Origin of the sequence: Ruegeria sp. HKCCSA071, from assembly GCF_017872555.1 — a bacterium.
GTDB lineage: Bacteria > Pseudomonadota > Alphaproteobacteria > Rhodobacterales > Rhodobacteraceae > Ruegeria.
The window spans coordinates 664694-688902 of the sequence record NZ_JAEDOX010000001.1 but is presented as its reverse complement, the minus strand read 5'-3'; the positions used below and the strand labels follow the sequence as shown (position 1 = coordinate 688902).

At 57.3% G+C, this 24209-nt stretch carries 24 protein-coding genes; 16 read left to right on the top strand and 8 right to left on the bottom strand.

Annotated elements, in window-relative coordinates; translation table 11 throughout:
• Positions 1-198: 198 nt before the first annotated feature.
• From I9188_RS03445 to I9188_RS03435, 3 genes are read left to right on the top strand one after another with little or no spacing between them, the layout of a single operon-like run.
• Positions 199-942: a hypothetical protein gene (locus I9188_RS03445; RefSeq protein ID WP_209504035.1), complete on the top strand. Its 744-nt coding sequence runs from the start codon at positions 199-201 to the stop codon at positions 940-942.
• Positions 942-1337 carry a cell division protein ZapA gene (locus I9188_RS03440; RefSeq protein WP_209504034.1) on the top strand — a complete coding sequence of 132 codons (396 nt, stop codon included), beginning with the start codon at positions 942-944 and terminating at the stop codon, positions 1335-1337. The genes I9188_RS03445 and I9188_RS03440 overlap by 1 nt, the downstream gene beginning before the upstream one ends.
• On the top strand, positions 1334-1681 hold the full coding sequence (locus I9188_RS03435; protein ID WP_209504033.1) for an MliC family protein: 348 nt from the start codon (positions 1334-1336) through the stop codon (positions 1679-1681). The genes I9188_RS03440 and I9188_RS03435 overlap by 4 nt, the downstream gene beginning before the upstream one ends.
• Positions 1682-1687: 6 nt before the next feature.
• Here I9188_RS03435 and grxD read toward each other — a convergent pair whose 3' ends face one another.
• The 6 genes from grxD to I9188_RS03405 all read right to left on the bottom strand — a co-directional run bounded on the left by grxD (position 1688) and on the right by I9188_RS03405 (position 8651).
• Positions 1688-2050 (bottom strand): Grx4 family monothiol glutaredoxin, encoded by a 363-nt coding sequence (gene grxD / locus I9188_RS03430; RefSeq protein WP_209504032.1) that lies wholly within the window; start codon positions 2048-2050, stop codon positions 1688-1690.
• Positions 2037-2327, bottom strand: a complete 291-nt coding sequence (locus I9188_RS03425) for a hypothetical protein (protein WP_209599560.1) — start codon at positions 2325-2327, stop codon at positions 2037-2039. The genes grxD and I9188_RS03425 overlap by 14 nt, the downstream gene beginning before the upstream one ends.
• Before the next feature lie 185 nt (positions 2328-2512).
• A complete protein-coding gene (locus I9188_RS03420; protein WP_209504030.1) occupies positions 2513-2749 on the bottom strand; it encodes a BolA/IbaG family iron-sulfur metabolism protein in 237 nt (78 codons plus the stop codon).
• 135 nt (positions 2750-2884) lie between these two features.
• On the bottom strand, positions 2885-5044 hold the full coding sequence (gene purL / locus I9188_RS03415) for a phosphoribosylformylglycinamidine synthase subunit PurL (RefSeq protein WP_209504029.1): 2160 nt from the start codon (positions 5042-5044) through the stop codon (positions 2885-2887).
• A 180-nt stretch (positions 5045-5224) separates the two neighbouring features.
• Entirely contained in the window at positions 5225-7471 is a 2247-nt protein-coding gene (locus I9188_RS03410; protein ID WP_209504028.1) for a mechanosensitive ion channel family protein, read from the bottom strand.
• A gap of 271 nt (positions 7472-7742) precedes the next feature.
• Positions 7743-8651: a LysR family transcriptional regulator gene (locus I9188_RS03405; protein ID WP_209504894.1), complete on the bottom strand. Its 909-nt coding sequence runs from the start codon at positions 8649-8651 to the stop codon at positions 7743-7745.
• Positions 8652-8820: 169 nt separating this feature from the next.
• Here I9188_RS03405 and I9188_RS03400 point away from each other — a divergent pair, with 169 nt between their 5' ends.
• The 10 genes from I9188_RS03400 to I9188_RS03355 all read left to right on the top strand — a co-directional run bounded on the left by I9188_RS03400 (position 8821) and on the right by I9188_RS03355 (position 20236).
• A complete protein-coding gene (locus I9188_RS03400) occupies positions 8821-12240 on the top strand; it encodes an indolepyruvate ferredoxin oxidoreductase family protein (protein ID WP_209504027.1) in 3420 nt (1139 codons plus the stop codon).
• 78 nt (positions 12241-12318) lie between these two features.
• Positions 12319-13197 carry a lysophospholipid acyltransferase family protein gene (locus I9188_RS03395; protein ID WP_209504026.1) on the top strand — a complete coding sequence of 293 codons (879 nt, stop codon included), beginning with the start codon at positions 12319-12321 and terminating at the stop codon, positions 13195-13197.
• An 8-nt stretch (positions 13198-13205) separates the two neighbouring features.
• Entirely contained in the window at positions 13206-14015 is an 810-nt protein-coding gene (gene murI, locus I9188_RS03390) for a glutamate racemase (RefSeq protein WP_209504025.1), read from the top strand.
• 94 nt (positions 14016-14109) lie between these two features.
• On the top strand, positions 14110-15138 hold the full coding sequence (argC, locus tag I9188_RS03385; RefSeq protein ID WP_209504024.1) for an N-acetyl-gamma-glutamyl-phosphate reductase: 1029 nt from the start codon (positions 14110-14112) through the stop codon (positions 15136-15138).
• 7 nt (positions 15139-15145) lie between these two features.
• The gene (ccmE, locus tag I9188_RS03380) at positions 15146-15592 is read left to right on the top strand and encodes a cytochrome c maturation protein CcmE (RefSeq protein WP_209504023.1); all 447 of its coding nucleotides are present in this window, start codon (positions 15146-15148) and stop codon (positions 15590-15592) included.
• A gap of 118 nt (positions 15593-15710) precedes the next feature.
• A complete protein-coding gene (locus tag I9188_RS03375; RefSeq protein WP_209504022.1) occupies positions 15711-16322 on the top strand; it encodes a holin-associated N-acetylmuramidase in 612 nt (203 codons plus the stop codon).
• Positions 16313-16891 (top strand): holin family protein, encoded by a 579-nt coding sequence (locus I9188_RS03370; protein ID WP_209504021.1) that lies wholly within the window; start codon positions 16313-16315, stop codon positions 16889-16891. Before I9188_RS03375 ends, I9188_RS03370 begins: the two co-directional genes overlap by 10 nt.
• Positions 16892-16966: 75 nt before the next feature.
• Positions 16967-18931 carry a heme lyase CcmF/NrfE family subunit gene (locus I9188_RS03365; protein ID WP_209504020.1) on the top strand — a complete coding sequence of 655 codons (1965 nt, stop codon included), beginning with the start codon at positions 16967-16969 and terminating at the stop codon, positions 18929-18931.
• Positions 18928-19383: a cytochrome c-type biogenesis protein gene (locus tag I9188_RS03360; protein ID WP_209504019.1), complete on the top strand. Its 456-nt coding sequence runs from the start codon at positions 18928-18930 to the stop codon at positions 19381-19383. The genes I9188_RS03365 and I9188_RS03360 overlap by 4 nt, the downstream gene beginning before the upstream one ends.
• A gap of 76 nt (positions 19384-19459) precedes the next feature.
• A complete protein-coding gene (locus tag I9188_RS03355) occupies positions 19460-20236 on the top strand; it encodes an enoyl-CoA hydratase-related protein (protein WP_209504018.1) in 777 nt (258 codons plus the stop codon).
• A 6-nt stretch (positions 20237-20242) separates the two neighbouring features.
• Here I9188_RS03355 and bmt read toward each other — a convergent pair whose 3' ends face one another.
• Entirely contained in the window at positions 20243-21256 is a 1014-nt protein-coding gene (gene bmt / locus I9188_RS03350) for a betaine--homocysteine S-methyltransferase (protein WP_209504017.1), read from the bottom strand.
• A 125-nt stretch (positions 21257-21381) separates the two neighbouring features.
• Positions 21382-21702, bottom strand: coding sequence for a DUF1476 domain-containing protein (locus I9188_RS03345; protein ID WP_209504016.1), 321 nt, complete (start codon positions 21700-21702; stop codon positions 21382-21384).
• Between the two features lie 186 nt (positions 21703-21888).
• Between I9188_RS03345 and purC the strand changes: the two genes are divergently transcribed.
• The 3 genes from purC (at position 21889) to I9188_RS03330 (ending at position 24207) form a co-directional block, all read left to right on the top strand.
• A complete protein-coding gene (purC, locus tag I9188_RS03340; protein WP_209504015.1) occupies positions 21889-22644 on the top strand; it encodes a phosphoribosylaminoimidazolesuccinocarboxamide synthase in 756 nt (251 codons plus the stop codon).
• 285 nt (positions 22645-22929) lie between these two features.
• Entirely contained in the window at positions 22930-23160 is a 231-nt protein-coding gene (gene purS, locus I9188_RS03335) for a phosphoribosylformylglycinamidine synthase subunit PurS (RefSeq protein WP_117872765.1), read from the top strand.
• Between the two features lie 3 nt (positions 23161-23163).
• On the top strand, positions 23164-24207 hold the full coding sequence (locus I9188_RS03330; protein ID WP_209504014.1) for a zinc-dependent alcohol dehydrogenase family protein: 1044 nt from the start codon (positions 23164-23166) through the stop codon (positions 24205-24207).
• The last annotated feature ends 2 nt before the right edge of the window (positions 24208-24209 follow it).

The following is a 24209-nucleotide window of genomic DNA, read 5'->3' as shown; positions in this document are numbered from 1 at the left end:
CAATACCACTCAGCACTCAAAGTGCAAGCAGAACCGGGGTTTATCCGCTTGGATTGCTTGAAGTGCGCGGCCCAAGTGGTTGAAAGCAAACAGTGGGTATTTTCTGTCGCATTCCGTTAGACTGGCGGCAGGCGGGATTCGATTTTGATTCGGATCACTTCGCGACAGAATGAACCTTGATAAAGAGGTGACAGGGGCATGAGCCAACTTGAGGAATTACAGCACCGCATAATTGCGGCGATGGACCGTATCGGAGCGGGCGTCGACGCATTGGGCGGCGCGACCGCAGACGCCCAGCCGGATGAAGGTGTCAAGGCGGCACTTGAAGATGAAAGAGTTGCGAACGCGCAGCTTCAGGAAAGGCTGAAATCCCTGAAGGAGCAGCACGAACAGGAAGTGGACGGGTTGCGTGCCGATCTTGAGGAGTTGCGTACTGCGTCTACCGATACAGCCGAAGTGGACGCCCTGCGATCCGAGTTGGAAGAAGCCCGTGCGAAAATCGCATCGGTCGAAGCCGCGCGCGCTGAATTGGCCGAAGCCAAGGCCGCATTGGACAACAGCACCGAGCTGGAGGCGCTGAAGGCGGAAAACAGCCGTCTAAAGGAAGAACTGTCAGACACTGTCCGCGTCGACGACCTGAGCGCCGAGCTTGAGATGCTGCGCGCTGAACGGACCAGTCACGGCGCTGCAATGTCGCGGCTGGACGACGATCTGCAACGGATGCGCAAGGCAAACGAGCAATTGCGCACTGCGATAGACGAGTTGCGCGCTGCCGCCGCCGAAGGTGTCGCAGATGCCGAACTGCTGAACCGGGCCACCGTCGCGGAACTGGAAGCAACGCGTGCAGCGCAAGCGTCAGACGCCGCCGAAGCGCAGGCCGTTCTTGCAAGGTTGGAACCTCTGCTGTCGCAGGCGAAACTTGTAGAAGGTGAGGTAGAGTAATGCCCGAAGTGACCATTCATATCGGCGGGCGCGGTTTTGACGTGTCCTGCCGGGACGGGGAAGAGCCCTTTCTGCACGCTGCCGCCAAAGTGTTGGACGACGAGGCGCAGGTGCTGTCCGATCAGATCGGTCGTATGCCGGAATCCCGCATGTTGCTGATGGCCGGCTTGATGCTGGCCGACAAGACTGCGGCCACAGAGGACAAGGTCAAGTCGCTCGAAGGGAAACTGGCCGAAGCCGAAGCCGAGCTTCAGGCGCTGCGAAGCGCCCCGGCGCCCGAACCTGAGCGCATCGAAGTGGCCGTGGTTCCACCATCCGTTACAGATACGCTGGCCGAACTGGCCGCACGAGCCGAAGCGCTGGCCGCAGTAGTTGAGGAGAAAAAGGCACGATGAGGTTCCTGCGCAAATTCATCTGTGCGGCGGCGCTGGTTATGCCCGCGACAACGGCACTGGCCGAAATCGATATTCTGTCTGTCACCTTCACCTGTGAAAACGGAATACCGCTGCCTGTTACCTATTTCAACGCGCCGGGTAGTACAGGGGCAGCGGCAACCTTGGTGGACAACTCACTGGTTGTGATGCGTCAGGTCGAAAGCGGGTCAGGTATCCGCTACGAATCCATTGGTGATGGCGGGACATACATCCTGCGCTCGAAAGGGTGGGACGCGTCCGTAAGCTATTTGGCGGCAGGCGCCGCCGTTGAGCAGGAGATATACCGGGGTTGTTCCAGCCGGTAGGCCGGATTACGCGTTCGCTTCGCGGATTTTGTCGGCTGCTTCCTTGTTGTAGCCGACGTTGTTTTCGTCGAACAACGCGTCCAGTTCGCCCGAAAGGGTCATCTCGGTGATGATATCGCAGCCGCCAACAAACTCGCCTTTGACATAAAGCTGGGGCACGGTCGGCCAATCGGAATAATCCTTGATCCCCTGACGCATTTCTTCGTCGGCCAGAACGTTCACATCCGTGTATTCAACGCCCATGTAGTTCAACACCCCAGCCACGCGCGAGGAGAACCCGCATTGCGGCATTTCCTTGGTGCCTTTCATATACAGCACCACATCGTTGGCTTTGACGGTTTCGTCGATCTGGGTCTTAACGTCGGTCATTTTGTTTTTCCTTTTCATCCGCATCTGCGGGGATTGTTCCATCACTGGGCAAGCTGGGTGCCCATCCTTCCGTTTCAAGTCGCCGGTGTTCTGCCTGCGCCATTTTCACTGGATCAAGCCCGTATCTCTCAAGGCCGCCCACTTTGCTGAGTTCACCCGGATCCGGACGCATATCGGCGAGGTTGCGTTTTCTGTTCCGCTTCACATAGGCTTCGATCACTGCGGCGGCAACTATCAAAGCTGCGAATAAACCTATCCAGAACAACAAGCCATTCATAATTGGGCGCTCTCAATCTTTGCGCCGTGTGAGTTTACGCTGTCTCATATTCCTTGTGACGCGCCAATATCTGGGCCCATACTTAAGAAGCTTTGGCAGATCACAAAACAGGATCGCCAAGGAGTTGAAAATGTCTAAGAACAGAAAGGTTAGTCTCAGTAGAGCCCATCCTATCGGTTCGTCCACTATTCAGGCACTTTCGTCGTCAACGCCAGTGCGTGCAGCTCTCCATCCGGGCCATCCATCTTGCCCTTCAGGGCCGCGTAAACCGCGCGTTGCTGCTGCACCCGGTTTTTGCCGCGAAAGCTTTCGTCCACCACCAGGGCGGACATATGAACACCGTCGTTGCCGCCGACCTGAATATCCGCATCAGGAAAAGATTCTCGCAGCAGGTGTTCGATTTGATGGGCGCTCATCGGCATGTAGGTAACTCCTGAAGGTCTTTCCAAAGATGTAGAGCGCCTGAACCGGGCGCGCAAGGGCACATGAATATGCCAAAACGACGAAACCTGCGCTTATTCAGAACGCAGGTTTCGAGCGAGATTTATTCAGCCTGATCAGGCGACGGCGTCGGCAAAGCTGTTGCGGAAAACGGTCGTCAGGTCTTCTAGCGAGGCCTCCGAACCGCCGATCCTGACGGTATCTCCAGTAAAACGACCTACAGAGACCAGCGGCACACCTGCCTGACCTGCCGCGATCATCAACGCCTCGGCCTGATCAAAGTTGCACGCGACCAGATACCGTGCCTGATCTTCCCCGAACAGGAATTCCGTCGGTGCATCATCGAGACAAACGCCAACCCCGGCGGCCTCGGCCAGTTCGAAGGCCGCAAGCGCAAGGCCGCCATCACTCAGGTCTGTGCAGGCCTTGATCATTCCTCGATTGGCGCGAATGAAATCACCATTGCGTTTCTCGGCATCCAGATTCACATGTGGCGCGTCGCCATCTTCTCGGTTGAAGACCTCGGCCAGAAGGGCGGACTGACCCAGATGGCCTTTGGTTTCGCCGATAACCAAAGCCACGTGGCCTTCGCGCACCTCGTTGCCGATGATTTCATCACTGTGGTTCAGCAGCCCGACAGCGCCAATTGTGGGGGTGGGCAGGATCGCCTGACCGTCGGTTTCATTATACAGTGACACGTTGCCTGACACGATCGGCATATCCAGCGCGCCGACTGCGGCGCCGATGCCCTGAATGGCGCCGACAAACTGACCCATGATTTCGGGCTTTTCCGGGTTGCCGAAGTTCAGGTTGTCTGTTGTGGCCAGTGGTTTGGCCCCAACAGCCGTCAGGTTGCGGTAGGCTTCGGCCACCGCCTGTTTGCCGCCCTCAACCGGGTTGGCGCGGACGTAGCGCGGGGTCACATCAGAGGTAAACGCCAGCACCTTGTCGGTGCCGTGGACGCGCACCATACCCGCACCCAGGCCCGGTGTTCGGTTTGTATCCGCCATCACCATCGTGTCGTACTGCTCATAAACCCACTGCTTGCCCGCGTAGTTGGGCGACGATAGCAGGGCGCGCAGGCCGTCAATCGGGTCGATCTGAGGCACTTCGGCCAGGTCCTCGGCTTCGGGCGTCGGCACCCAAGGGCGATCATATTCGGGCGCGGTCGAAGACAGTTTGGACAGGACGAGATCGGCCTTGACCTCACCGTTATGCATGATCAGGAAACGGTCCTCGGCAATCGTTTCGCCGACGATGGCAAAGTCCAGGTCCCATTTCTCGAATACGGCGCGGGCTTCGGCTTCAAGCTCGGGTTTGAGAACCATCAGCATGCGTTCCTGAGATTCGGACAGCATCATTTCATAGGCTGTCATGTTCTCTTCGCGCTGGGGGACGTTTTCCAGATCCAGACGCACGCCCAGACCGCCCTTGTCGCCCATCTCAACCGCGGAACAGGTCAGGCCAGCGGCACCCATGTCCTGGATCGAGATCACGGCACCGGTCTGCATCAGCTCCAGCGTCGCTTCCATCAGGCGTTTTTCGGTGAAGGGATCACCCACCTGAACAGTGGGGCGTTTTTCCTCGATGGTATCGTCAAACTCGGCCGAGGCCATCGTTGCGCCGCCAACACCGTCGCGTCCGGTCTTGGCGCCAAGATAGACAACCGGCATGCCCACGCCCGACGCGGCAGAGTAGAAGATCTTGTCACTGTCGGCCAAACCGGCGGCAAAGGCGTTCACAAGGCAGTTGCCGTTGTAAGCGAGGTGAAAGCGGACCTCGCCCCCTACGCAGGGAACACCGAAACAGTTGCCATAGCCGCCAATACCTTCGACCACGCCGTTGACCAGCTGGCGGGTTTTGTGGTGGCCGGGTTCACCGAAGGACAGCGCGTTCATCGAAGCGATCGGGCGCGCACCCATGGTGAACACGTCCCGAAGGATGCCGCCGACACCCGTTGCCGCACCCTGGTAGGGTTCGATGTAAGACGGGTGATTGTGACTTTCCATCTTGAAAACCACTGCCTGTCCGTCGCCGATATCCACGACACCGGCATTCTCGCCCGGGCCGCAAATGACCTGAGGCCCCGAGGTCGGAAGAGTGCGCAACCATTTCTTCGACGACTTGTAAGAACAATGTTCGTTCCACATAGCCGAGAAAATACCAAGCTCGGTAAAGGTCGGTTCACGCCCGATGATCTCGAGGATCATATCGTATTCCTCGGGCTTGAGCCCATGTGCTGCAATCAGATCGGGTGTGATGGCGGGCTCTTGCATCTTCTGTCCTGTGTCCAAGTGGGCCGAGATTGCGCGCCTTGTAGGGCAAGCGCGCGCGTGTGGAAAGGGTCAAGACGGCGCAGGCCGCGTCTTTCAAAGAAAAACGGAACCGGCTTCACGGCCGGTTCCGAAAAAACGCATAGCAGTCCTGCTGCAAATCGCAGACGTAAACCCCGAAGGTTACGCCGATCCCTGGTCCTTGTTGACCTCGGCAGCGGCTGCGGCGCCAACAGCAGCCTTCTGCTCGGGCGTCAGATGCTCGACCTCATCCAGGCCCGGAATCGCAACGCGCACCTCGCGGCGGGCAAAGTCGATGCCGTTTTCCTTGAAGGCTGCTTTGACCCGGTTGAAGATTTCCTTGCGTAAGGTGAATTGCTTGCCCGGTTTGGCCATAAATTTACCGCGAATGATCATGCCCACATCATCAAAGTCGAACACACCCTGAGATTTGAAGGGCTGTAGGAAGCCTTCTTTGTGGGTTTCGTCCTCCATCATTTCGGCCCCGATCTTTTTGAAGATTTTCTTGACCTTGTTGGGATCGGTATCGAAGGGCACGGTGAATTTCAGCTTCATGATCACCCAGTCACGGCTGTAATTTGTCAGTTTCTGGATTTCTCCATAGGGGATCGTGTGCACAGGCCCCCTGTGATGGCGCAGTTGCATCGAGCGGATCGAGATTTTTTCGACCGTCCCGGTGGTTCCGCCCACATCAACATATTCGCCGACGCGGAAGGCATCATCGATCAGGAAGAAGACACCGCCGACGACATCCGCCACCAGTTTCTGAGCTCCAAAGCCGATGGCAAGACCCAGAACACCGGCACCGGCCAGAAGCGGCGTGATGTTGATACCCAACGCACCCAGGGCCAGCAGGCCAAAGATGACCGAGATGGTGATCTGGGCCGTAATCCGCATCAGCGGCAGGACCGTCGCCAGACGAGAGCCTCCGGTGCCGCCGCCTTCACCGCTTGCTTCCTCGTCGACTGCCTCGGCTGCGGTCTGTTCTTTGGCCAGCCTGCGGTTGATCCATAGCGAGACGACCTCGTTTAGGATGTAACCGACCGCGATGATTAGAAGGAACTCAATGACAGCGCCGCCAACTTCGGCACTGACACCGGCCGAGGCGACATTGCGCAGGTCAAGATGCCACGCGCGGGCGATCATGAAGACGACGATCAGCCCGGCAATGACCCGCCCAATCCGGATATAGCTGCGCTTGGCCGCGCGATGCGCGCGTTCGGCCAGCGGGCCTTCGCCAGACATCGGCGGCTGCAAATGGCGTACCAGCCCGCGGATCAAAGTGTCGAGAGCAGGGGCAATCAGCAACCAGAACATGGTTGTGAAATGCGCACCACCTGCAAGCAATCTTAGCGTCGATGGATCGCGTTGTGCGACCAGGAATTCGACCAGCAGCCAGATTGTCACCGAAACGCCAATGGCGAAGTAGGGATAATAATGCGCGACTTCTTCATCAAACTTCGTGCGGTCCGGGTCTGTTCCCAGCATCATCTGAGACAACCCTTGGCGCGCGGTCCAGGCGATGACGGCGATATAGACATGGGTTGCCGCATTCAGCCAGAAGGCGATGCGTGTATCGTCCCCTGTGATGCCATTTAGGGCGTTGAAGCGCACAATAAACAGCGTGAACCCGATCAGGATCAACAGCCCGATCAGATTGCGATGCAGGTACTTTGCCCAATGGTCGTCAATACTGACCAGCCGATATTTTGGTTTCTCCGGTGCCAGAACAAAACGTGAGGCCGCCGCCCCCAGGCGCGGAATCCAGATCAGATAGAATACAAACGGACCGGCATAGGTGATCTGTTCGGGTGTCAGAAGCCCGCGCCCAATCGCGCGAATGACAACATAGAACACGATCAGCCCGGCAATTTCGCGACAGAACCTGCGGAACAGGTAACTGACAGCGCCCTTGAGATCGGCCTCATCCCCAACTTCGGTCGCTTCATGCCAGCGGCGGGTCAGGAAAATGAACAGCTTCTCTGCCAGAAAGCCTGCAATCAATACAGAAAGAATAAGCCCGAACAGTTTAAAGACACCGTTCGTTCCAAAGGTGTCGCTGAAGTTGCCAAACGCAGTAACTTGTGCCGACACAATGTTGGGGAGCGTGGTCAGAACGTGTGTCCAGGACGAGACCATCTCGGCCCATATCTCGCTTATTTCGGTCAGCGGGTCTTCCACGTTCGCCTTCTCGGCAGCCTGCTTTTCGGCTACCGCATCAAGGCGCTCTAACAAAATGGCGCGCACTTGGTCATCTGACATGCGGGCAACCAAACCATCGACCTGTTCGGGCGTTAAATCGTCCGGGATGGTCACTGAAGACGTTGAGCCGGTGTCTTGCGCATATAGTGGAACCGCCAACAATAAAGCAGAGACAATCGCCAACAAAAGGCGGAATGGGTGGAACATGGATTCTCCCTCGAACACGAAATTATTTCGTTTTTTAGGGATCATATGCCTATGCGTGTATTTTTCCCAGAGCTTTCGCTGACTTGATGCAATGCCTTGAGCAAAAAAAAAGGCCGAGCAATAAGCTCGGCCATAGTCCAACAGGGAGGTATGAAGATGATGAGCGTTTCAGCATCACCGCCTTCGAGTGCTCATTTAGGGGTCAGTTTGTGAACGTTCAAGGAATTTAACCCTGAAATGTCCTCATGTCCGCTATGCTATTTGTGCATAGCTATAGTTTTCCCATCTTTTTCAGCTGTTTGCGCTGTGCGATGATCTCGTCCTGTACAAAGTCGCGGAACGCCCCGACGCGTTTTGAGTGTCGAAGTTCTTCGGGATAGGCCAGATACACAGGCACGTCAGCGGTTTCGATGTCCGACAAAACCGGAACAAGATGCGGAAAATCCTGTGTGACGTAGTCTGGCAAAACTCCAATCCCGAGATTGTGCAATACTCCCTGAAGGACACCGAAGTAGTTGTTCACCGTCAACAGGGATGCGGGATTGTACGTCATAAGATGGCGTACCATGGCTGCGCTGGCGCCTACCTGAGGTGCCGCGGGCGTCTGACAGATCAGCCGGTGATTTTGGATATCCTCCAGCGATTTCAGCATTCCGCCATGGGCTTCGATGTAGTTGTGCGTTGCGTAAAGTGTCATCTGAACCGTCATCAGGCGCTTGCGCACCAGATCTGCCTGACTGGGTTCCTTCATGCGAATGGCGACATCCGCCTCTCTCATGGGGAGGTCCAGAACACGTTCTTCCAGCATCAGATCGATGTTGAGATCAGGGTATTGTTCATAAAGCTTGGGCAGGCGAGGGGCGAGCCAAAGCGTGCCAAAGCCAAAGGTCGTCGTGACCCGCAGAACGCCAAAAACTTCTTCCTCACTGTCGCGAATGCGTGCAGCAGCTGCGTCCAGCCGTTTTGACATGGCGGATGTGGCGTCGAACAACAGTTCACCCTGTTCGGTGAGAATCAGCCCCCGGGCGTGGCGGTGAAAAAGGGTGGCATCCAACGACTCTTCCAGCGCACGGATCTGTCTGCTTACGGCGGATTGAGACAAATTGAGCTTGTCCCCGGCATGTGTGAGGCTGCCCGCATCGGCCACCGCGTGAAATATTCTAAGCTTGTCCCAATCCATCGCCGCAACTTTCGTTATCATTTCGAACGCCTATATGAAACAGGTAACAAGTTCTACAATCAAAGGCCGAAATCGTTACGGTTCAGTGCATAAAACCTATACAGGTCAGAAATTATGACCTAAAATGCGCTACGAACATGCACACTGATCTGGCGAGGGGAGACGTCTGATGAGTCAGCCACAGATTACGTTAAACGACCGGTTCGATCTTGAGAAAAGCCCCGTTCTTCTGAACGGAACACAGGCGCTTGTCCGGTTGATGCTGATGCAAAAGGCCAGAGACCGGCTGGCGGGACTGAACACTGCGGGGCTGGTGACTGGATATCGTGGCTCGCCACTTGGCGCTGTTGATCAGCAGATGATGCGGGCGCAAAGGCAGTTGTCCCAAAGCGATGTCACGTTTCAGTTCGGATTGAACGAAGATCTGGCAGCAACGGCGCTGTGGGGCAGCCAACAGGCCGGCTTGCGCGGCGACGGCAAGTTCGATGGGGTTTTTGGGCTTTGGTACGGCAAGGGGCCGGGCGTAGACCGGTCCGGTGATGTCATGCGCCACGCGAATATGGCCGGAACCGCCAAGCATGGCGGTGTGCTTATGGCGATGGGTGATGACCATACCGGCGAAAGCTCGACCGTGTTGCATCAGTCCGAATGGTCACTGGTAGATATGTATATGCCTGTCGTCAGCCCGGCGGGTGTGCAGGAAATCCTCGACTACGGAATATACGGCTTTGCGCTCAGCCGTTTTGCCGGGGTTTGGGTCGGGCTAAAGACCATGAAGGACACAATCGAGGTTACCTCGGTTGTGGATGGTCGCCCCGACCGAATGCAGGTCGTCGTACCTGATTTCGATATGCCGGAAGGCGGTTTGAATATCCGCCTTGGGGACACGCCGCACCTGCAAGAAACGCGCGTTATCGATTACAAAAGGTTTGCAGCCGAGACGTTTTCGCATGCCAACAAGCTGGACAAGCGGATATGGGGCAAACCAGGTGCAAAGATCGGGTTTGTTGCGGCGGGCAAGAACTGGCTGGACCTGACCCATGCGCTGTCGCTTTTGAATATCAATGAATCCGAAGCCGAACGGCTGGGGATCACGACCTACAAGGTGGGGCAGACCTTCCCGCTGGACATGGTCGGGTTCCACGACTGGGCCGAAGGGCTGGACCTGATCGTGATTGTCGAGGAAAAGCGCAAGCTGATCGAGGTTCAGGTCAAAGAGGCTATCTTTGACGACCGTCGCGGCCGCCGGGTATATGGCTGGTACAAAGGCGGTGCCGGTACGTTGCACCGCGATGAACTGTTCCCGACCCGCGGCGCGCTGGACCCGATCATGATTGCCGAAAAGCTGGGTGAGATCCTGATCGAAGAAGGGCGTGAAACCGATGGTATTCGGGCCGGGCTGGCCTCTTTGTCCGAGGCGCGCCGGGCCGACAATGCGCAGGAAATTGCAACGCGGCTTCCGTACTTCTGCTCGGGCTGCCCGCATAACAGTTCGACCAAAGTCCCGGATGGCAGCCGTGCCTATGCAGGGATCGGTTGTCATTACATGGTTCAGTGGATGGACCGGAACACCACGGGCTTTACCCAGATGGGCGGTGAAGGCGCGAACTGGATCGGTGAGGCCCCGTTTTCGACCACCAAACATGTGTTCCAGAACCTTGGCGATGGCACCTATAATCACTCGGGCGTTCAAGCGATCCGCGCGGCGTTGTCTGCAGGCACGAACATCACCTTCAAGATCCTGTTCAACGATGCCGTCGCCATGACGGGCGGGCAGGAGAATGAAGGCGATCTGACCGCAGAACGGATCGTTGCCGAAGTCAAAGCCATGGGTGTCCGTGAGGTTGCTCTGGTCTATGACGAAAAGGAAGACGTAAACCTCAAGGCTCTGCCGTCGAGTGTTCAGACGTTCGAGCGTGCGGAACTGATGCAGGTGCAGGAGAAGTTCCGCGAGATCGAGGGTGTTTCGGTCATTGTCTACGTTCAGACCTGTGCGGCCGAAAAACGCCGTCGCCGCAAACGCGGCACGTTCCCGGACCCGGACAAGCGCGTATTTATCAATACCGATGTCTGCGAAGGCTGCGGCGATTGTGGGGTGCAATCGAACTGTGTGTCGATCGTGCCCAAGGAAACAGAACTCGGGCGCAAGCGCGCCATCGATCAGTCAAGCTGCAACAAGGATTATTCCTGCCTGAACGGCTTTTGCCCTTCCTTCGTTACGCTTGAGGGGGCGAAGATCCGCAAAGAGGCAACAACCGAAATCGACTTGCCCGACCTACCGATGCCGGTGCTGCCCACGATCAGCGGTACGCATAACGTGGTGATCACGGGTGTCGGGGGAACCGGTGTTGTCACGCTGGGCGCAATTCTTGCACAGGCTGCCCAGATTGACGGAAAAGGCGCGGGCATGATGGAAATGGCGGGCTTGGCGCAGAAAGGCGGCGCGGTCCACATCCATTGCCGTCTGGCCAACGCACCCGAAGACATCAGCGCCATCCGTGTCGCAACCGGCGAAGCCCATGCGTTGATCGGCGGTGATCTGGTGGTGTCCGCCGGAGCCAAAACATTGGGCCTGACGCGCACAGGCCGTACAGGCGCCGTTGTGAACAGCCATGAGACGGTAACAGGCGACTTTACGCGCAATACCGAGTTCCGCATTCCCGCCGATCAATTGGAACTGGCTCTTCAGGCACGACTGAAAGAAGATGTCTCGCTGTTTGACGCGACCGAGTTGGCACGCGCCGTGATGGGCGACTCGATCTATTCCAACATGATGATCTTTGGCGCAGCGTGGCAGCGCGGGTTGTTGCCCGTCAGCCATCAGGCGGTTTTTGATGCCATCGAATTGAACGGAACTACGATTGAACGGAACAAGCGTGCGTTTGATATCGGGCGTTGGGCGGTTCTGCATCCGGCAGAGGTACAGTCCATTCTGTCCCCGACCGTGACCGAGATGCCCCAATCGCTGGATCAGAAGATCGAATTCCGCGCAAGCCATCTGACCGACTACCAAAGTGCGCGGCTGGCCAAACGGTATCGCAAGCTGGTCGACAGTGTTGAGGATGCGGATATCCGCGAGGCGGTGGCAAAAGGCTATCACAAGCTGTTGTCTTACAAGGATGAATACGAAGTCGCGCGCCTTCTTCTGTCAAGCCGTGACAAAGCGGCTGCCGAGTTCGATGGCGATTTCAAGATGACGTTCCATCTGGCTCCACCCTTTTTAGGGGGATCGGGCAGCAACGACAGACCCCGCAAACGTGCGTTTGGCGAAGCCATCCTTGGCCCACTGAATCTTTTGACCCGGTTGAAGGTGCTGCGCGGTACGCCATTGGATATCTTTGGCTATTCGTCGGAACGCAGGATGGAGCGTGCGTTGATCCGTCAATATGAAAAGGACATGCGCGAGGTTCTGCCGCTTGTGTCGCAGACCACACGCGATGCGATTGCCGCCCTGGCCCGTTTGCCGCTGGATATCCGTGGGTTTGGCCCCGTATTGCGCGCGAACGAGGCCAAAGCAGCCAAGCGGCGCGAGGAATTGCTGGCCGTCATTCGCGGTGGAGGGGCAGGGTTGCAGGCCGCGGCGGAATAAAACGTCACAAGCGTGTCACGATAGCTAGGCAAAATTGTTACTTGCACTTATTTTGCAGGCAGCAAACCGGAGACCCATATGCCTTCTCGTCGTCATGCCGTTCGCGACATTTCCTACGCGCATTCCGCCGAAACCAAAGGCGGGCGGATGGTTATCAAGCTGATGGAGAACACGACGGGCCGTATGCGCCTGATCAAACGCGCGGACGGGTACGAGAAAGACGTTGCCAATGGGCGCGACTTTTGGGCCGTGATGGTCGAACGCTATGGGCTGACTCTGGACGTGGCGGGGGGATCGCTTTCGAATATTCCGAAAGACGGTCCTCTGATCCTGATTGCCAATCATCCCTACGGAATTCTGGATGGCCTGATGATGGGACATATCCTGTCCGAGACGCGGGGAGATTTCCGCATTCTGGCTCATCGGGTGTTTCGCAAGGCCGAAGACCTGAATCGCATCATTTTGCCAATTTCGTTTGATGAAACGAAAGAGGCGATGCAACTGAACCTTGAGACCCGAAAAACCGCGCTCAACTATCTGGGCGAAGGCGGGGCGATCGGCATTTTCCCCGGCGGGACGGTCAGCACCGGGGTTAAGCCGTTTTCCCACCCCATGGATCCGGGTTGGCGCGGGTTTACCGCGCGGATGGTGGCTAAATCGAGTGCCACGGTTGTTCCGGTTTTCTTTGATGGCCACACCTCTCGTCTGTTTCAGATCGCCAGCCATCTGCACAGTACTTTGCGGATGGGCCTGCTGATCAAAGAATTCAAGAAACGCGTTGATACACCGGTGAAAGTCGTGATCGGAGAGCCGATTGGCCGTGACATTCTGGACCCGCTCAGCAAGGATACGCGCAAGATGATGGATTTCCTGCGCAAAGCCACGTATGAGCTGTCTCCAACGCCGTTGAAGTCTTATGATTACGGCTATGAGTTTGAGGAACGGCATCGCGCCTGAAGGATCTAATGGCAGTAGGTATCTTCGATTCCGGTTTGGGCGGTCTGACCGTCCTGAGTGCCGCGCAGCAACGTCTGCCGGACGTTGATTTCCTTTATTTTGCAGATAGTGCACACGCGCCATACGGCGTGCGTGATGCCGAGGATATCTATCAGCTGACCCGCAAGGCGGTTCAGGATCTGTGGTCGCGTGGTTGCAATCTGGTGATTCTGGCCTGCAACACGGCCAGCGCCGCAGCGTTGCGGCGCATGCAGGAAGAGGGCGTGCCCAGCGGCAAACGCGTTCTTGGCGTTTTTGTCCCGTTGATCGAGGCGCTGACCGAACGGCAATGGGGCGACAATTCTCCGCCGCGCGAAGTGGCCGTCAAACATGTGGCATTGTTTGCAACGCCTGCCACCGTGTCCAGCCGGGCCTTTCAGCGTGAATTGGCGTTTCGGGCTATCGGTGTAGATGTCGAAGCACAGGCCTGTGGCGGCGTTGTGGATGCCATAGAAGACGGCGACATGATCCTGGCCGAAGCCCTAGTGCGCAGCCATGTGGATGCGCTGAAACGCAAGATGCCAGAACCTCAGGCCGCTATTCTGGGCTGCACGCATTACCCGTTGATGGCCGAAGCATTTCAGGCGGCGTTGGGTGAAGATGTGCAGGTTTACAGCCAGGGTGCGCTTGTTGCTGACAGTCTGGCAGATTACCTGCAACGTCACCCCAGCATGTTGGGTGAGGGCCCGAGTGGTTTCCTGACAACAGGCAAACCCAATGTTGTCAGCGACCGGGCGACGCAATTCCTCCGACGACAAATCACGTTCCAGGCTGCCTGACTTAGGTCAAGGACGCAGCCGCTTTGCTTCCCTTATTTCAAGGCCGTCGCATCGGCGGTCGAAACATGTGACACTCAAGTGAAAGAGGTCTGACATGACCCATAAAATCGCAATTCTGGGCGCTTCGGGCTATACCGGCGCTGAACTGGTGCGGCTGATCGCCGAGCACCCGAACATGGATATCGTCGCGCTGGCCGCCGAACGTAAGGCTGGCATGACAATGGCGCAGGTTTTCCCGCATCTGCGCCACATGGATATGCCTGATCTGTGCAAAATCTCCGAGATCGACTTTTCGCAGGTCGACCTGTGTTTCTGCGCCTTGCCGCACAAGACCAGTCAGGAAGTGATCCGGGATTTGCCGAAAGACCTGAAAATCATTGATCTGTCTGCCGACTTCCGGCTGGCCGACCCCGACGAGTACGAAAAATGGTATGGCAATCCGCATACCGCGCTAAGACAGCAGGAAGATGCGATTTATGGTCTGACCGAGTTCTACCGCGAAGACATCAAGAGGGCGCGGCTTGTTGCGGGCACCGGGTGCAATGCGGCAACCGGGCAATATGTTCTGCGGCCGCTGATATCTGCGGGGGTCATTGATCTGGACGATATCGTTCTGGACCTGAAATGCGCCGTATCAGGGGCAGGGCGGTCACTGAAAGAAAACTTGCTGCACGCTGAACTGAGCGAAGGCAGCAATGCCTATTCCGTCGGAGGGACGCACAGGCATCTTGGCGAGTTCGATCAGGAGTTTTCGAAACTTGCCGGTCGGGCAGTGCATGTGCAGTTCACGCCGCATCTTATCCCTGCAAACAGGGGTATTCTGGCCACAACCTATGTGAAGGGTGACCCGCACAGCATCTACGAAACTCTTGCCAAAACCTACGTGGACGAGCCCTTCATCCAGATGCTGCCGATGGGTGAGACTCCTTCAACCCACCATGTGCGGGGGTCGAATTTCTGTCACATCGGTGTTGTGGCGGATCGGATTGAGCGGCGCGCAATTGCAATTGCAGCGCTGGATAACCTGACAAAAGGTAGCAGTGGGCAAGCCTTGCAGAACGCGAACCTGATGTTAGGTGAAGATGAAACTCTGGGCCTGATGATGGCCCCGCTTTTCCCGTGAGGATGGTATGAAAACGCTCAAGAAACGTCGGCGTGTACAAGTCATTCTGGTGGCAGTTGTTGCCTTGGTGGCGGCAACAGCGTTGATTGGCTGGGCATTGCAGGACGGGATCAACTTTTTCCGCTCACCCAGTGAGGTGATTGCCGAGCCGCCGAAACCAACCGAGGTGTTCCGGATAGGCGGCTTGGTCGAAGAAGGCTCGATCATTCGCGGACAGGGCGAAACCATTCGTTTTGTTGTAACGGATGGTGGTGAAAGCGTTCCGGTCTCGTTCACAGGTGTCCTGCCTGATCTATTCTCGGAAAATCAGGGGATGATCGGCACAGGCAGTTACGTGAACGGAGTCTTTGAAGCGACTGAAATTCTTGCCAAACACGATGAAACCTACATGCCGAAAGAGGTCATGGACGCTCTGAAAGAGCAAGGTGTCTATAAAGGCGCGGAAGAAAGCTAATAAACCCTGTGGACCTGCTTCGGAGCGTTGCGTGCATGGTGCATGCTGCGCTCCGTTTCGTTTTGAATCGTTAATGTCTGTCGGAAACGGTGTGGCCACCTAACGTTACGAGGGTGGTATGCAAACGGTTCGGCAAATTGCCAAAGAGATTGTGGCCCGTGAAGGGGGCTTTGTTGATGACCCCGACGATCCGGGCGGGGCAACCAAGTTCGGGGTCACGATTCACACCCTGCGCAGGCTGGGCTTGGATCTGACAGGAGACGGACGGGTCGACGAGGCGGATGTGCGCGCATTGTCCCGTCGGCAAGCGGTCGACATTTTTGTGCGGCACTATTTCGACAAGCCGCGCATTGGTGAGCTGCCCGAAACCCTGCATGCCTCTGTTTTCGACATGTATGTGAATGCCGGTGCGCAGGCGGTGAAGATCCTTCAGCGGCTGCTACAGGAAATGGGGTTCAACGTCACCGCGGATGGCGTAATCGGGCCGCAAACCGTGGCGGCCTGCGAAAGCGCGGCGCAGCCAGAGCCTGACGTCTTGCGCGACGCTTACGGAATTGCGCGGCGAAACTACTATTTTCGCCTTGCTGATCGGCGGCCTGCATCCAGAAAATACGCGCGTAGCCGATCAGGCGGCAAAGGTGGCTGGATAAAACGGGCGGAAGAGTTCCTTTCGCCGCGTTATCACCTGTCGGACAGCGATTTTAACAGAAGGATCGCGGCATGGGGCTGATTTCAGGTGTGTTGGCGCTGCTGTTTGGCAACGGGCGCAACGTCTTGCAGGAAACCGCAGAACTCTATCGTGAAAACACCGAAGCAAGCGCAGTACGCGCTCACGAGGTTCAAACTCAGGCCATGTTGCAGTTCGGTAGCGAATTTCAGGCACCTCAGAAGGGCCTGTTTGACCGTGTCATGGACGGCGTAAACAGGTTGCCGCGCCCGGCACTGGCATTGGGAACGCTTGGCTTGTTCGTTGCCGCCATGGTCGACCCAATATGGTTTGCCGCACGGATGCAGGGCATAGCCTTGGTGCCAGAGCCTTTGTGGTGGTTGCTGGGCGTGGTCGTTTCGTTTTACTTTGGCGCGCGTCACCAAAGTAAAATGCAGGATTTTCAGCGGGATATCCGCTCAACCATGACGCAACTGCCAACGGTCATAAGCAATATCGAGGCCTTGCGCACCATGCAGAGCGACAGCCCCGGTATTGCTGATCCCGGTCCGGATGCTGCGCTGAACAGCGATGTCATACGTCCCGAGGAAAACCGGGCGCTGCACGATTGGCGAAAGCTTCGCGGTATCTGACCCGCGACACTTTGTGCGTGCAGAACAAGCTAAAGGTCATGGCCCCCGGTTCCGCACCGGCGTATATTCCGGGGCATGATTACAGAACTTGGCCACTTCACCCTGATCCTCGCGTTCTTTGTCGCAATTGTGCAAAGCGTTGTGCCCCTGATCGGCGCCTCAAAACGCTGGACCGGCTGGATGGTTTTTGCAGAGCCCGCCGCCATCGTGCAGTTCCTGCTGACGGCGTTTGCATTTGGTGCTTTGATCTGGGCGTTTGTAACCTCTGACTTTTCCCTCAGGATCGTGGTCGAGAACAGCCACACGGCAAAGCCGATGCTGTACAAGATCAGCGGAACATGGGGCAACCACGAAGGATCCATGCTGCTTTGGGTGCTGATCGTCACCCTGTTTGGAGCGATGGCGGCTTTCTTTGGCGGCGGCTTGCCACCGACACTCAAAGCCCGTGTTCTGGCCGTTCAATCGGCCATTGCCGTGGCGTTTTTCGGTTTTATCCTGTTAACGTCGAACCCGTTTGACCGGCTGGCCATCGCTCCGTTTGACGGGCGCGACCTGAACCCGCTGCTTCAGGATCCCGGGCTGGCCTTCCATCCGCCGTTTCTGTACCTCGGCTATGTCGGGCTGAGCATGGCTTTCAGCTTTGCGATTGCGGCCCTGATCGAAGGGCGTATCGATGCGGCATGGGGCCGTTGGGTGCGCCCCTGGACGCTGGCGGCCTGGGTTTTCCTGACTATCGGTATCGCGCTGGGGTCCTGGTGGGCCTATTACGAACTCGGCTGGGGCGGTTTCTGGTTCTGGGACCCGGTCGAAAACGCGTCCTTCATGCCCTGGCTGTTGGCGGCGGCGCTGTTGCATTCGGCAATAGTTGTGGAAAAGCGCGAAGCATTGAAAAGCTGGACCATTCTGCTGGCAATCATCGCGTTTGGATTTTCCCTCATCGGCACCTTTATCGTGCGATCAGGGCTACTGACCTCGGTACATGCTTTTGCCAATGATCCTGAACGGGGAGTGTTCATCCTGATCATTCTGGTCTTCTTCATCGGTGGCGCGCTTACCTTGTTTGCCGCGCGGGCACAGGCGATGGAGGCCAAGGGCGTTTTTGGCATGGTCAGCCGCGAAAGCGCGCTGATCGTGAACAATGTCCTTCTGGCGGTCAGTTGCTTCGTCGTCTTTGTCGGGACGATGTGGCCGATGGTGGCCGAGATGATGTTTGACCGCAAACTTTCGGTTGGGGCACCGTTTTTCAACGCGGCGTTTTCTCCGTTCATGGTTTTGCTGGGGTTGATTCTGCCAATCGGGGCGATGCTGCCGTGGAAACGCGGTCGGCTGGGCAAAACGGCCTGGTCCCTGCGCTATGCCTTTGGTCTCGCGCTGGCGATTGCGCTGTTGGTTTGGGCCATGCAGACCGGCCGCAGCGCGTTAGGGCCCGTAGGCCTGTTCCTGGGGGCATGGATCACATTCGGTGCAGCCATTGATTTGTGGAGCCGAACAGGCCGCAATGGCAGCTTCAAACGTCTGATCCGACTTCCAGGCGCCGATTGGGGTAAGGCAGTTGCCCATACCGGCCTTGGGGTGGCGATCTTTGCGATTGCCGGTCTGACCGCATGGGAGGCGGAAGATATCCGTGTGGCGCAGCTGAACCAGCCGTTCGAAGTAGGTCAGTTCACACTGACGTTGCAGGACGTGCGACGGGTTCAGGGGCCGAACTATTTTTCAACCACGGCTGATGTTCTGGTGGAAAAGGGCGGTCGCGCCATTGGAACGCTGCATCCCGAGAAACGGGATTATCCCGTTGCGCGCATGCCGACGACCGAGGCCGCGATTGACTATCGTTTTCTTGGTGATCTTTACGTCGTCATCGGGGATCAGCAGGCAGATGGCGGCTGGGTCATGCGAACCTATATCAAGCCTTTGGCGAACTGGATCTGGGGTGGATGTATTCTGATGGCGCTCGGCGGTGTCCTTAGCCTGAGCGACAGGCGGTTCCGCGTCGCCGCAGGTGCGCGAAAAACACCAGCTGGCGGAGTACCTGCGGAATGAGACGCCTTGTTCTAATCCTGATGTTGCTTGCAGCGCCGGTGTTTGCGGTACAACCTGACGAGGTCCTGGACGACCCTGTTCTGGAGCAGCGGGCGCGCGACCTGAGTGTTGGATTGCGCTGTCTGGTATGTCGCAATGAAAGCATTGACGAAAGCAACGCTGAACTGGCGCGCGATCTGCGTCTGCTTTTACGCGAACGGTTGGTTGCGGGTGACACCGACGAAGAGGCCGTCGCGTTTATCGTTGACCGCTACGGCGAATATGTCCTGCTCAAGCCGACCACCAACGGCTCGAACCTGCTGTTGTGGCTTGCCGGGCCGATCATGTTGCTGATCGCTGCCGTAGTCGGGCTGAACTTTCTTCGCACGCGCGCTAAGGCGCAGGTTTCGGGTGAAACCGAAGCTCTAAGCGCGGAAGAACAGGAACGCCTTCGCCAGATTCTTGAAGACTGACGTTTGGTTCTGCTTTTCCCATCCTGCCCGGACAAGTAAATGTGCTGAAACACGTGGCGCGAGGGGAAAAGTCTTCATGAATTACGAAACGGTTCTATTGGACATATCGGACGGTCTGGCGGTTCTAACCCTGAACAGGCCGGACAAGATGAACGCGCTGACCACTCGGATGCGGGCAGAGATTACCCACGCGATGAAAGACGCCGCGGTTAAGGCGCGCTGTATCGTTATCACCGGGGCAGGGCCGGCGTTTTGTTCCGGGCAGGATCTGGGCGATGCATCATCAACTGGCAAGATCGATCTGGAACGGTCATTGCGCGACGAATACGAGCCGATGCTGGAAACCATCCACAGCTGTCCGGTTCCGACGATTGCAGCTGTGAACGGACCTGCTGCGGGGGCAGGGGCCAATCTTGCGCTGTGTGCGGATGTGGTTATTGCGACTGAGAGTGCGTATTTCCTACAGGCCTTTGCGCGTATTGGTCTGCTGCCCGATGCCGGGGGCACCTGGTTCATGCCGCGCCAGATGGGCTTGGCCAAAGCGATGGGGGCCGCCTTGTTTGCTGACAAGATCAGCGCCCGACAGGCCGAAGAATGGGGTATGATCTGGGAAGCTGTGCCCGATGATGCGTTCGCTGCACATTGGCACAAAAGGGCAGAGTATCTAGCCAAAGGTCCAACTGCCGCCTATGGCGCGATCAAACGTGCCATTCGCGGGACGTATGAAAACACATTGCAGCAGCAGCTTGCGACCGAAGCGCATCTTCAAGGTGAATGTGGCCGGTCGCGGGATTTTGCAGAAGGCGTGGTGGCGTTCATGGAAAAACGCCCTCCGAAATTCGAAGGGCGTTGATAAACGTTAGGCGCGGCGACGGCGACGCGTGCGGCGTTCGGGGCCTGCGTCTCCCTCGGTTCCGTCCGAAGCCGACGAAAACGGCCCCAGTGCCTCGGTGATCTGATCCAGTGTCGGACGCTCGCCGCGCGAAGTGGTATCCAGCGCTTCGCGCATTTTGCGCAGATGATCGGGCATGGTCCCGCAGCACCCGCCGATGATTGTTGCGCCCGAATCCCGCGCCATGGTGGCATACCGACCCATCAGTTCGGGTGTCCCGTCATAGTGGATATGGCCATCCACGTATTTCGGAATGCCCGCATTGCCCTTTGAGATCAGCGGGCGCTCGGTGCCTTGCGCTGCAAAACCCAGAACCGTGCGCAGGATATCCGACGCGCCGGTACCACAATTGGCCCCAAAAGCGATCGGTGGGTTTGGCAAGGTTTCAACCAAAAGCGCAAGATCGGCCGAGGTGACACCCATCATCGTGCGCCCGGCCGTGTCAAAGCTCATCGTGCCGCACCAGGGCATGTCGGCCAGTGCAAAGGCCTCGGCTGCTGCGCGGAATTCCTCTGGTGCGCTGATGGTTTCTACCCAAAGAACGTCAACTCCGCCCGCTTTCAAAGCCTCGGCTTGTTCATGGAACATTTCAACCGCTTCGGAATGCGACAGGCTGCCGACCGGTTCCATAATCTCGCCGGTGGGTCCAACAGATCCGGCCACGACTACAGGGCGCCCGGCTTTGTCCGCGATTTCACGTCCAAGTTCTGCGCCGATACGGTTCAGCTCGCCCACGCGGTTCTGTGCATCATGCAGTTTCAGACGCGCGGCAGTACCCCCAAACGTATTGGTCAGAAACAGGTCGCTGCCCGCGTCGACGGACCCCTTGTAAAGCGCTCTGATCTTGTCCGGAGCATCCACATTCCACAGCTCAGGCGCGTCACCTGACTGCAGGCCCATGTTAAATAAATTGGTCCCGGTCGCACCGTCCGTAAGGATGGCGTCTTTGGTGTCCAGAAGTTTGCTCAGCGCGTTTGTCATAGGGTTATTCCAGAAAAAGCGTAAAAACGCTGCAAAAAAAACAGAGACGCCCCGTGTCTCATGACCAGGGCGTCAAATCAATTTCATAAAACTCATGAAGATCATGAATTTTGCATTTCAGGCAATCAGTGCTCGCTTTCCACCATCACCTGTTCTTTGGCCTCAACCAGAAGCTCGGCCATTTTCGAACGGATCGTGGCTTCATCCGCAAGATCACCCAGGTAGGTCTTGACCGCCTCAACAACGTCGTCCTCACCGACATGCTGCAGGTCGGTATGAACCAGTTCCTGGCCGTATTTCCGTGCCTGTTCAACAGTTTCGCCCTTCAGCGCGGACGCCCAGACAGCCATAAAGCGGTTGCGGCGCATCCGTGCGATGAACTGCATCTTTTCGTCATGGGCGAATTTGCTTTCAAACGCGGCTTCACGTTCGTCGAATGTGGTCATTGGTTGGGGACCCCTTGGATTACCGTTTCTCACTGATGATATGACAATAGGACACCCCGGGTGCAAGGTATTTGCGCTGCGTCAAAGGCCCTCGGGGCAGCGAACTTGCGGGAACGCAGGGCTTGCACTATGAGGACGCCAACGTGAAGGGACTCATTCCCTTTCGCCAGTCTGGAAAGGTCGCTTATGGCGCGTCGCAAGAAAATCTACGAAGGCAAGGCCAAAATTCTGTATGAAGGCCCCGAGCCGGGCACCATCGTACAGTATTTCAAGGATGACGCCACCGCGTTCAACGCCGAGAAGAAAGACGTGATTGACGGCAAAGGCGTGCTGAACAACCGGTTGTCCGAGTTCTTCATGACCGGGCTGACCCAGATTGGCATTCCGAACCACTTCATCCGGCGCCTGAATATGCGCGAACAGCTGGTGCGCAATTGCGAGATCATTCCACTGGAAGTGATCGTGCGCAATTACGCGGCCGGTTCGATGTCGAAACGTCTTGGCATCGCAGAAGGGACGCAATTACCACGTCCGATCGTTGAATATTGCTTCAAGGATGACGCTTTGGGCGATCCTCTTGTCACCGAGGAACACATCGCCGCGTTTGGCTGGGCCAGCCAGCAGGACATGGACGACATCCTCAGCCTTGCGCTGCGCGTGAACGACTTCCTGAGCGGCGTGATGCTTGCGGTGGGCATCCGTCTGGTTGACTTCAAGATCGAAATCGGGCGCGTGTTTGAAGGCGACTATCAGCGGCTGGTTGTTGCGGATGAAATCAGCCCGGACAGCTGCCGCCTGTGGGATATCAAGACCGGTCAGAAACTGGACAAGGATGTATTCCGCCGCGATCTGGGCAGTCTGACAGATGCCTATTCCGAGGTCGCCCGAAGGCTGGGTGTGCTGCCTGCCAGTAATGTCACCAAGCCGACGCTGATCAACTAAACATTCCTTCTCAGCAGCGCCGCCCCCTCAGGGCGGCGTTTTGCCTTTGCCAAGTTGTTGGCAGAGCAGGGTGTTTGCGTGTGGCCGGGCCGTTTGATCAGATGACTATTCCGAAGTTTCCAGCTGCTGCGCCAACAAAACTACTCAGGTCCAACTGACGGCGCAGGATCGTCACTCGCCTGCGGCAAACTGCGTTTGAAACAGGGTTGTCGAAACCCATCAGGCGCGCTATCCCCCGCGCAACGAAATGGGCCTTGTATGCGGCCCACAGGTGGAGTTGCCAAAATGAAAGCACGGGTTCATGTGATGCTCAAGAACGGGGTGCTGGACCCGCAGGGCGAAGCAGTACGGCACGCATTGGGTGCAATGGGCTTTGATCAGGTCGAAGGCGTACGCCAAGGCAAAGTCATCGATCTTGAGCTTGCCGATGGCGCGACCGAGGCAGACGTGACCGAGATGTGCGAAAAGCTTTTGGCCAACACCGTCATCGAACGCTACGAGATCGAACTGGTCTGATTAATGCGGGCCGCGCGTCTGATCACCTATCGTCAACCGCTTGAGGTGTCGACGATCCCCGATCCGGTTCCCACCGAAGACGGTGTTGTGGTGCGGGTGCTGGCTTGTGGCGTGTGCAGGTCCGACTGGCACGCCTGGTCGGGCTCAGACCCCGACGTTGTCCTGCCCATGACACCCGGTCACGAGTTTTGTGGCGAGGTGGTCTCGGTCGGAACGCGCGTCACACGGTGGCGTGTCGGGGACCGGGTGATTGCGCCCTTCATCCTAGCCTGTGGGCATTGTCCGGACTGCGCGCAGGGTCATCAGACAATCTGTCCGAACCAGGTCGTACCCGGCTTTACCTGTGACGGGGCCTTTGCTGAATATGTTGCCGTGGCTCATGCCGATGCCAACCTGACAACCTTGCCCGACAGCATCGCGCCTGAAATCGCCGCCGCATTGGGGTGCCGCGTAACCACAGCGTGGCAGGCGCTTGTTGGCCGGGCGCAGGTGCGGGGTGGTGAGTGGATTGCTGTCTTTGGCGGCGGCGGTGTCGGAATATCAACGCTTCTTCTGGGCAAGGCGCTTGGCGCGCGTGTAATCGTTGTCGATATCGCCGAAGACAAGCTGGCTTATGCCAAAACTCTGGGCGCCGATGCGGTGGTCAACGCCGCAACATGTGATGCCCCACAGGCGGTGAAAGACGTCACCGGTGGTGGTGCCCATGTTGCGATCGAGGCGCTTGGCGTCGAAGCCACGACCGTTTCCGCCATTCGATCCCTGCGTAAATTGGGCCGCATGGTGCAAATCGGAATGCCCGCGGGGGACCATGTGCAGATGTCGCTGCCGATGGATGTGCTCTATTCTGGTCAGCTCTCCGTGTTTGGCACCCGTGGGATGCCAAGCTGGCGCTATCCATCGCTGTTGTCCCTGATCACCGGTCAAGGGGTCGACCTGAGCCCGCTGGTGACCCGGAAAATAACCCTGAACCAGGTAAGCGCCGAGCTTGCCGCTTTTGACCATCCAACGCCTCCGGGTGTTGCGGTTGTCACAGATTTTGTCTCGTAGGA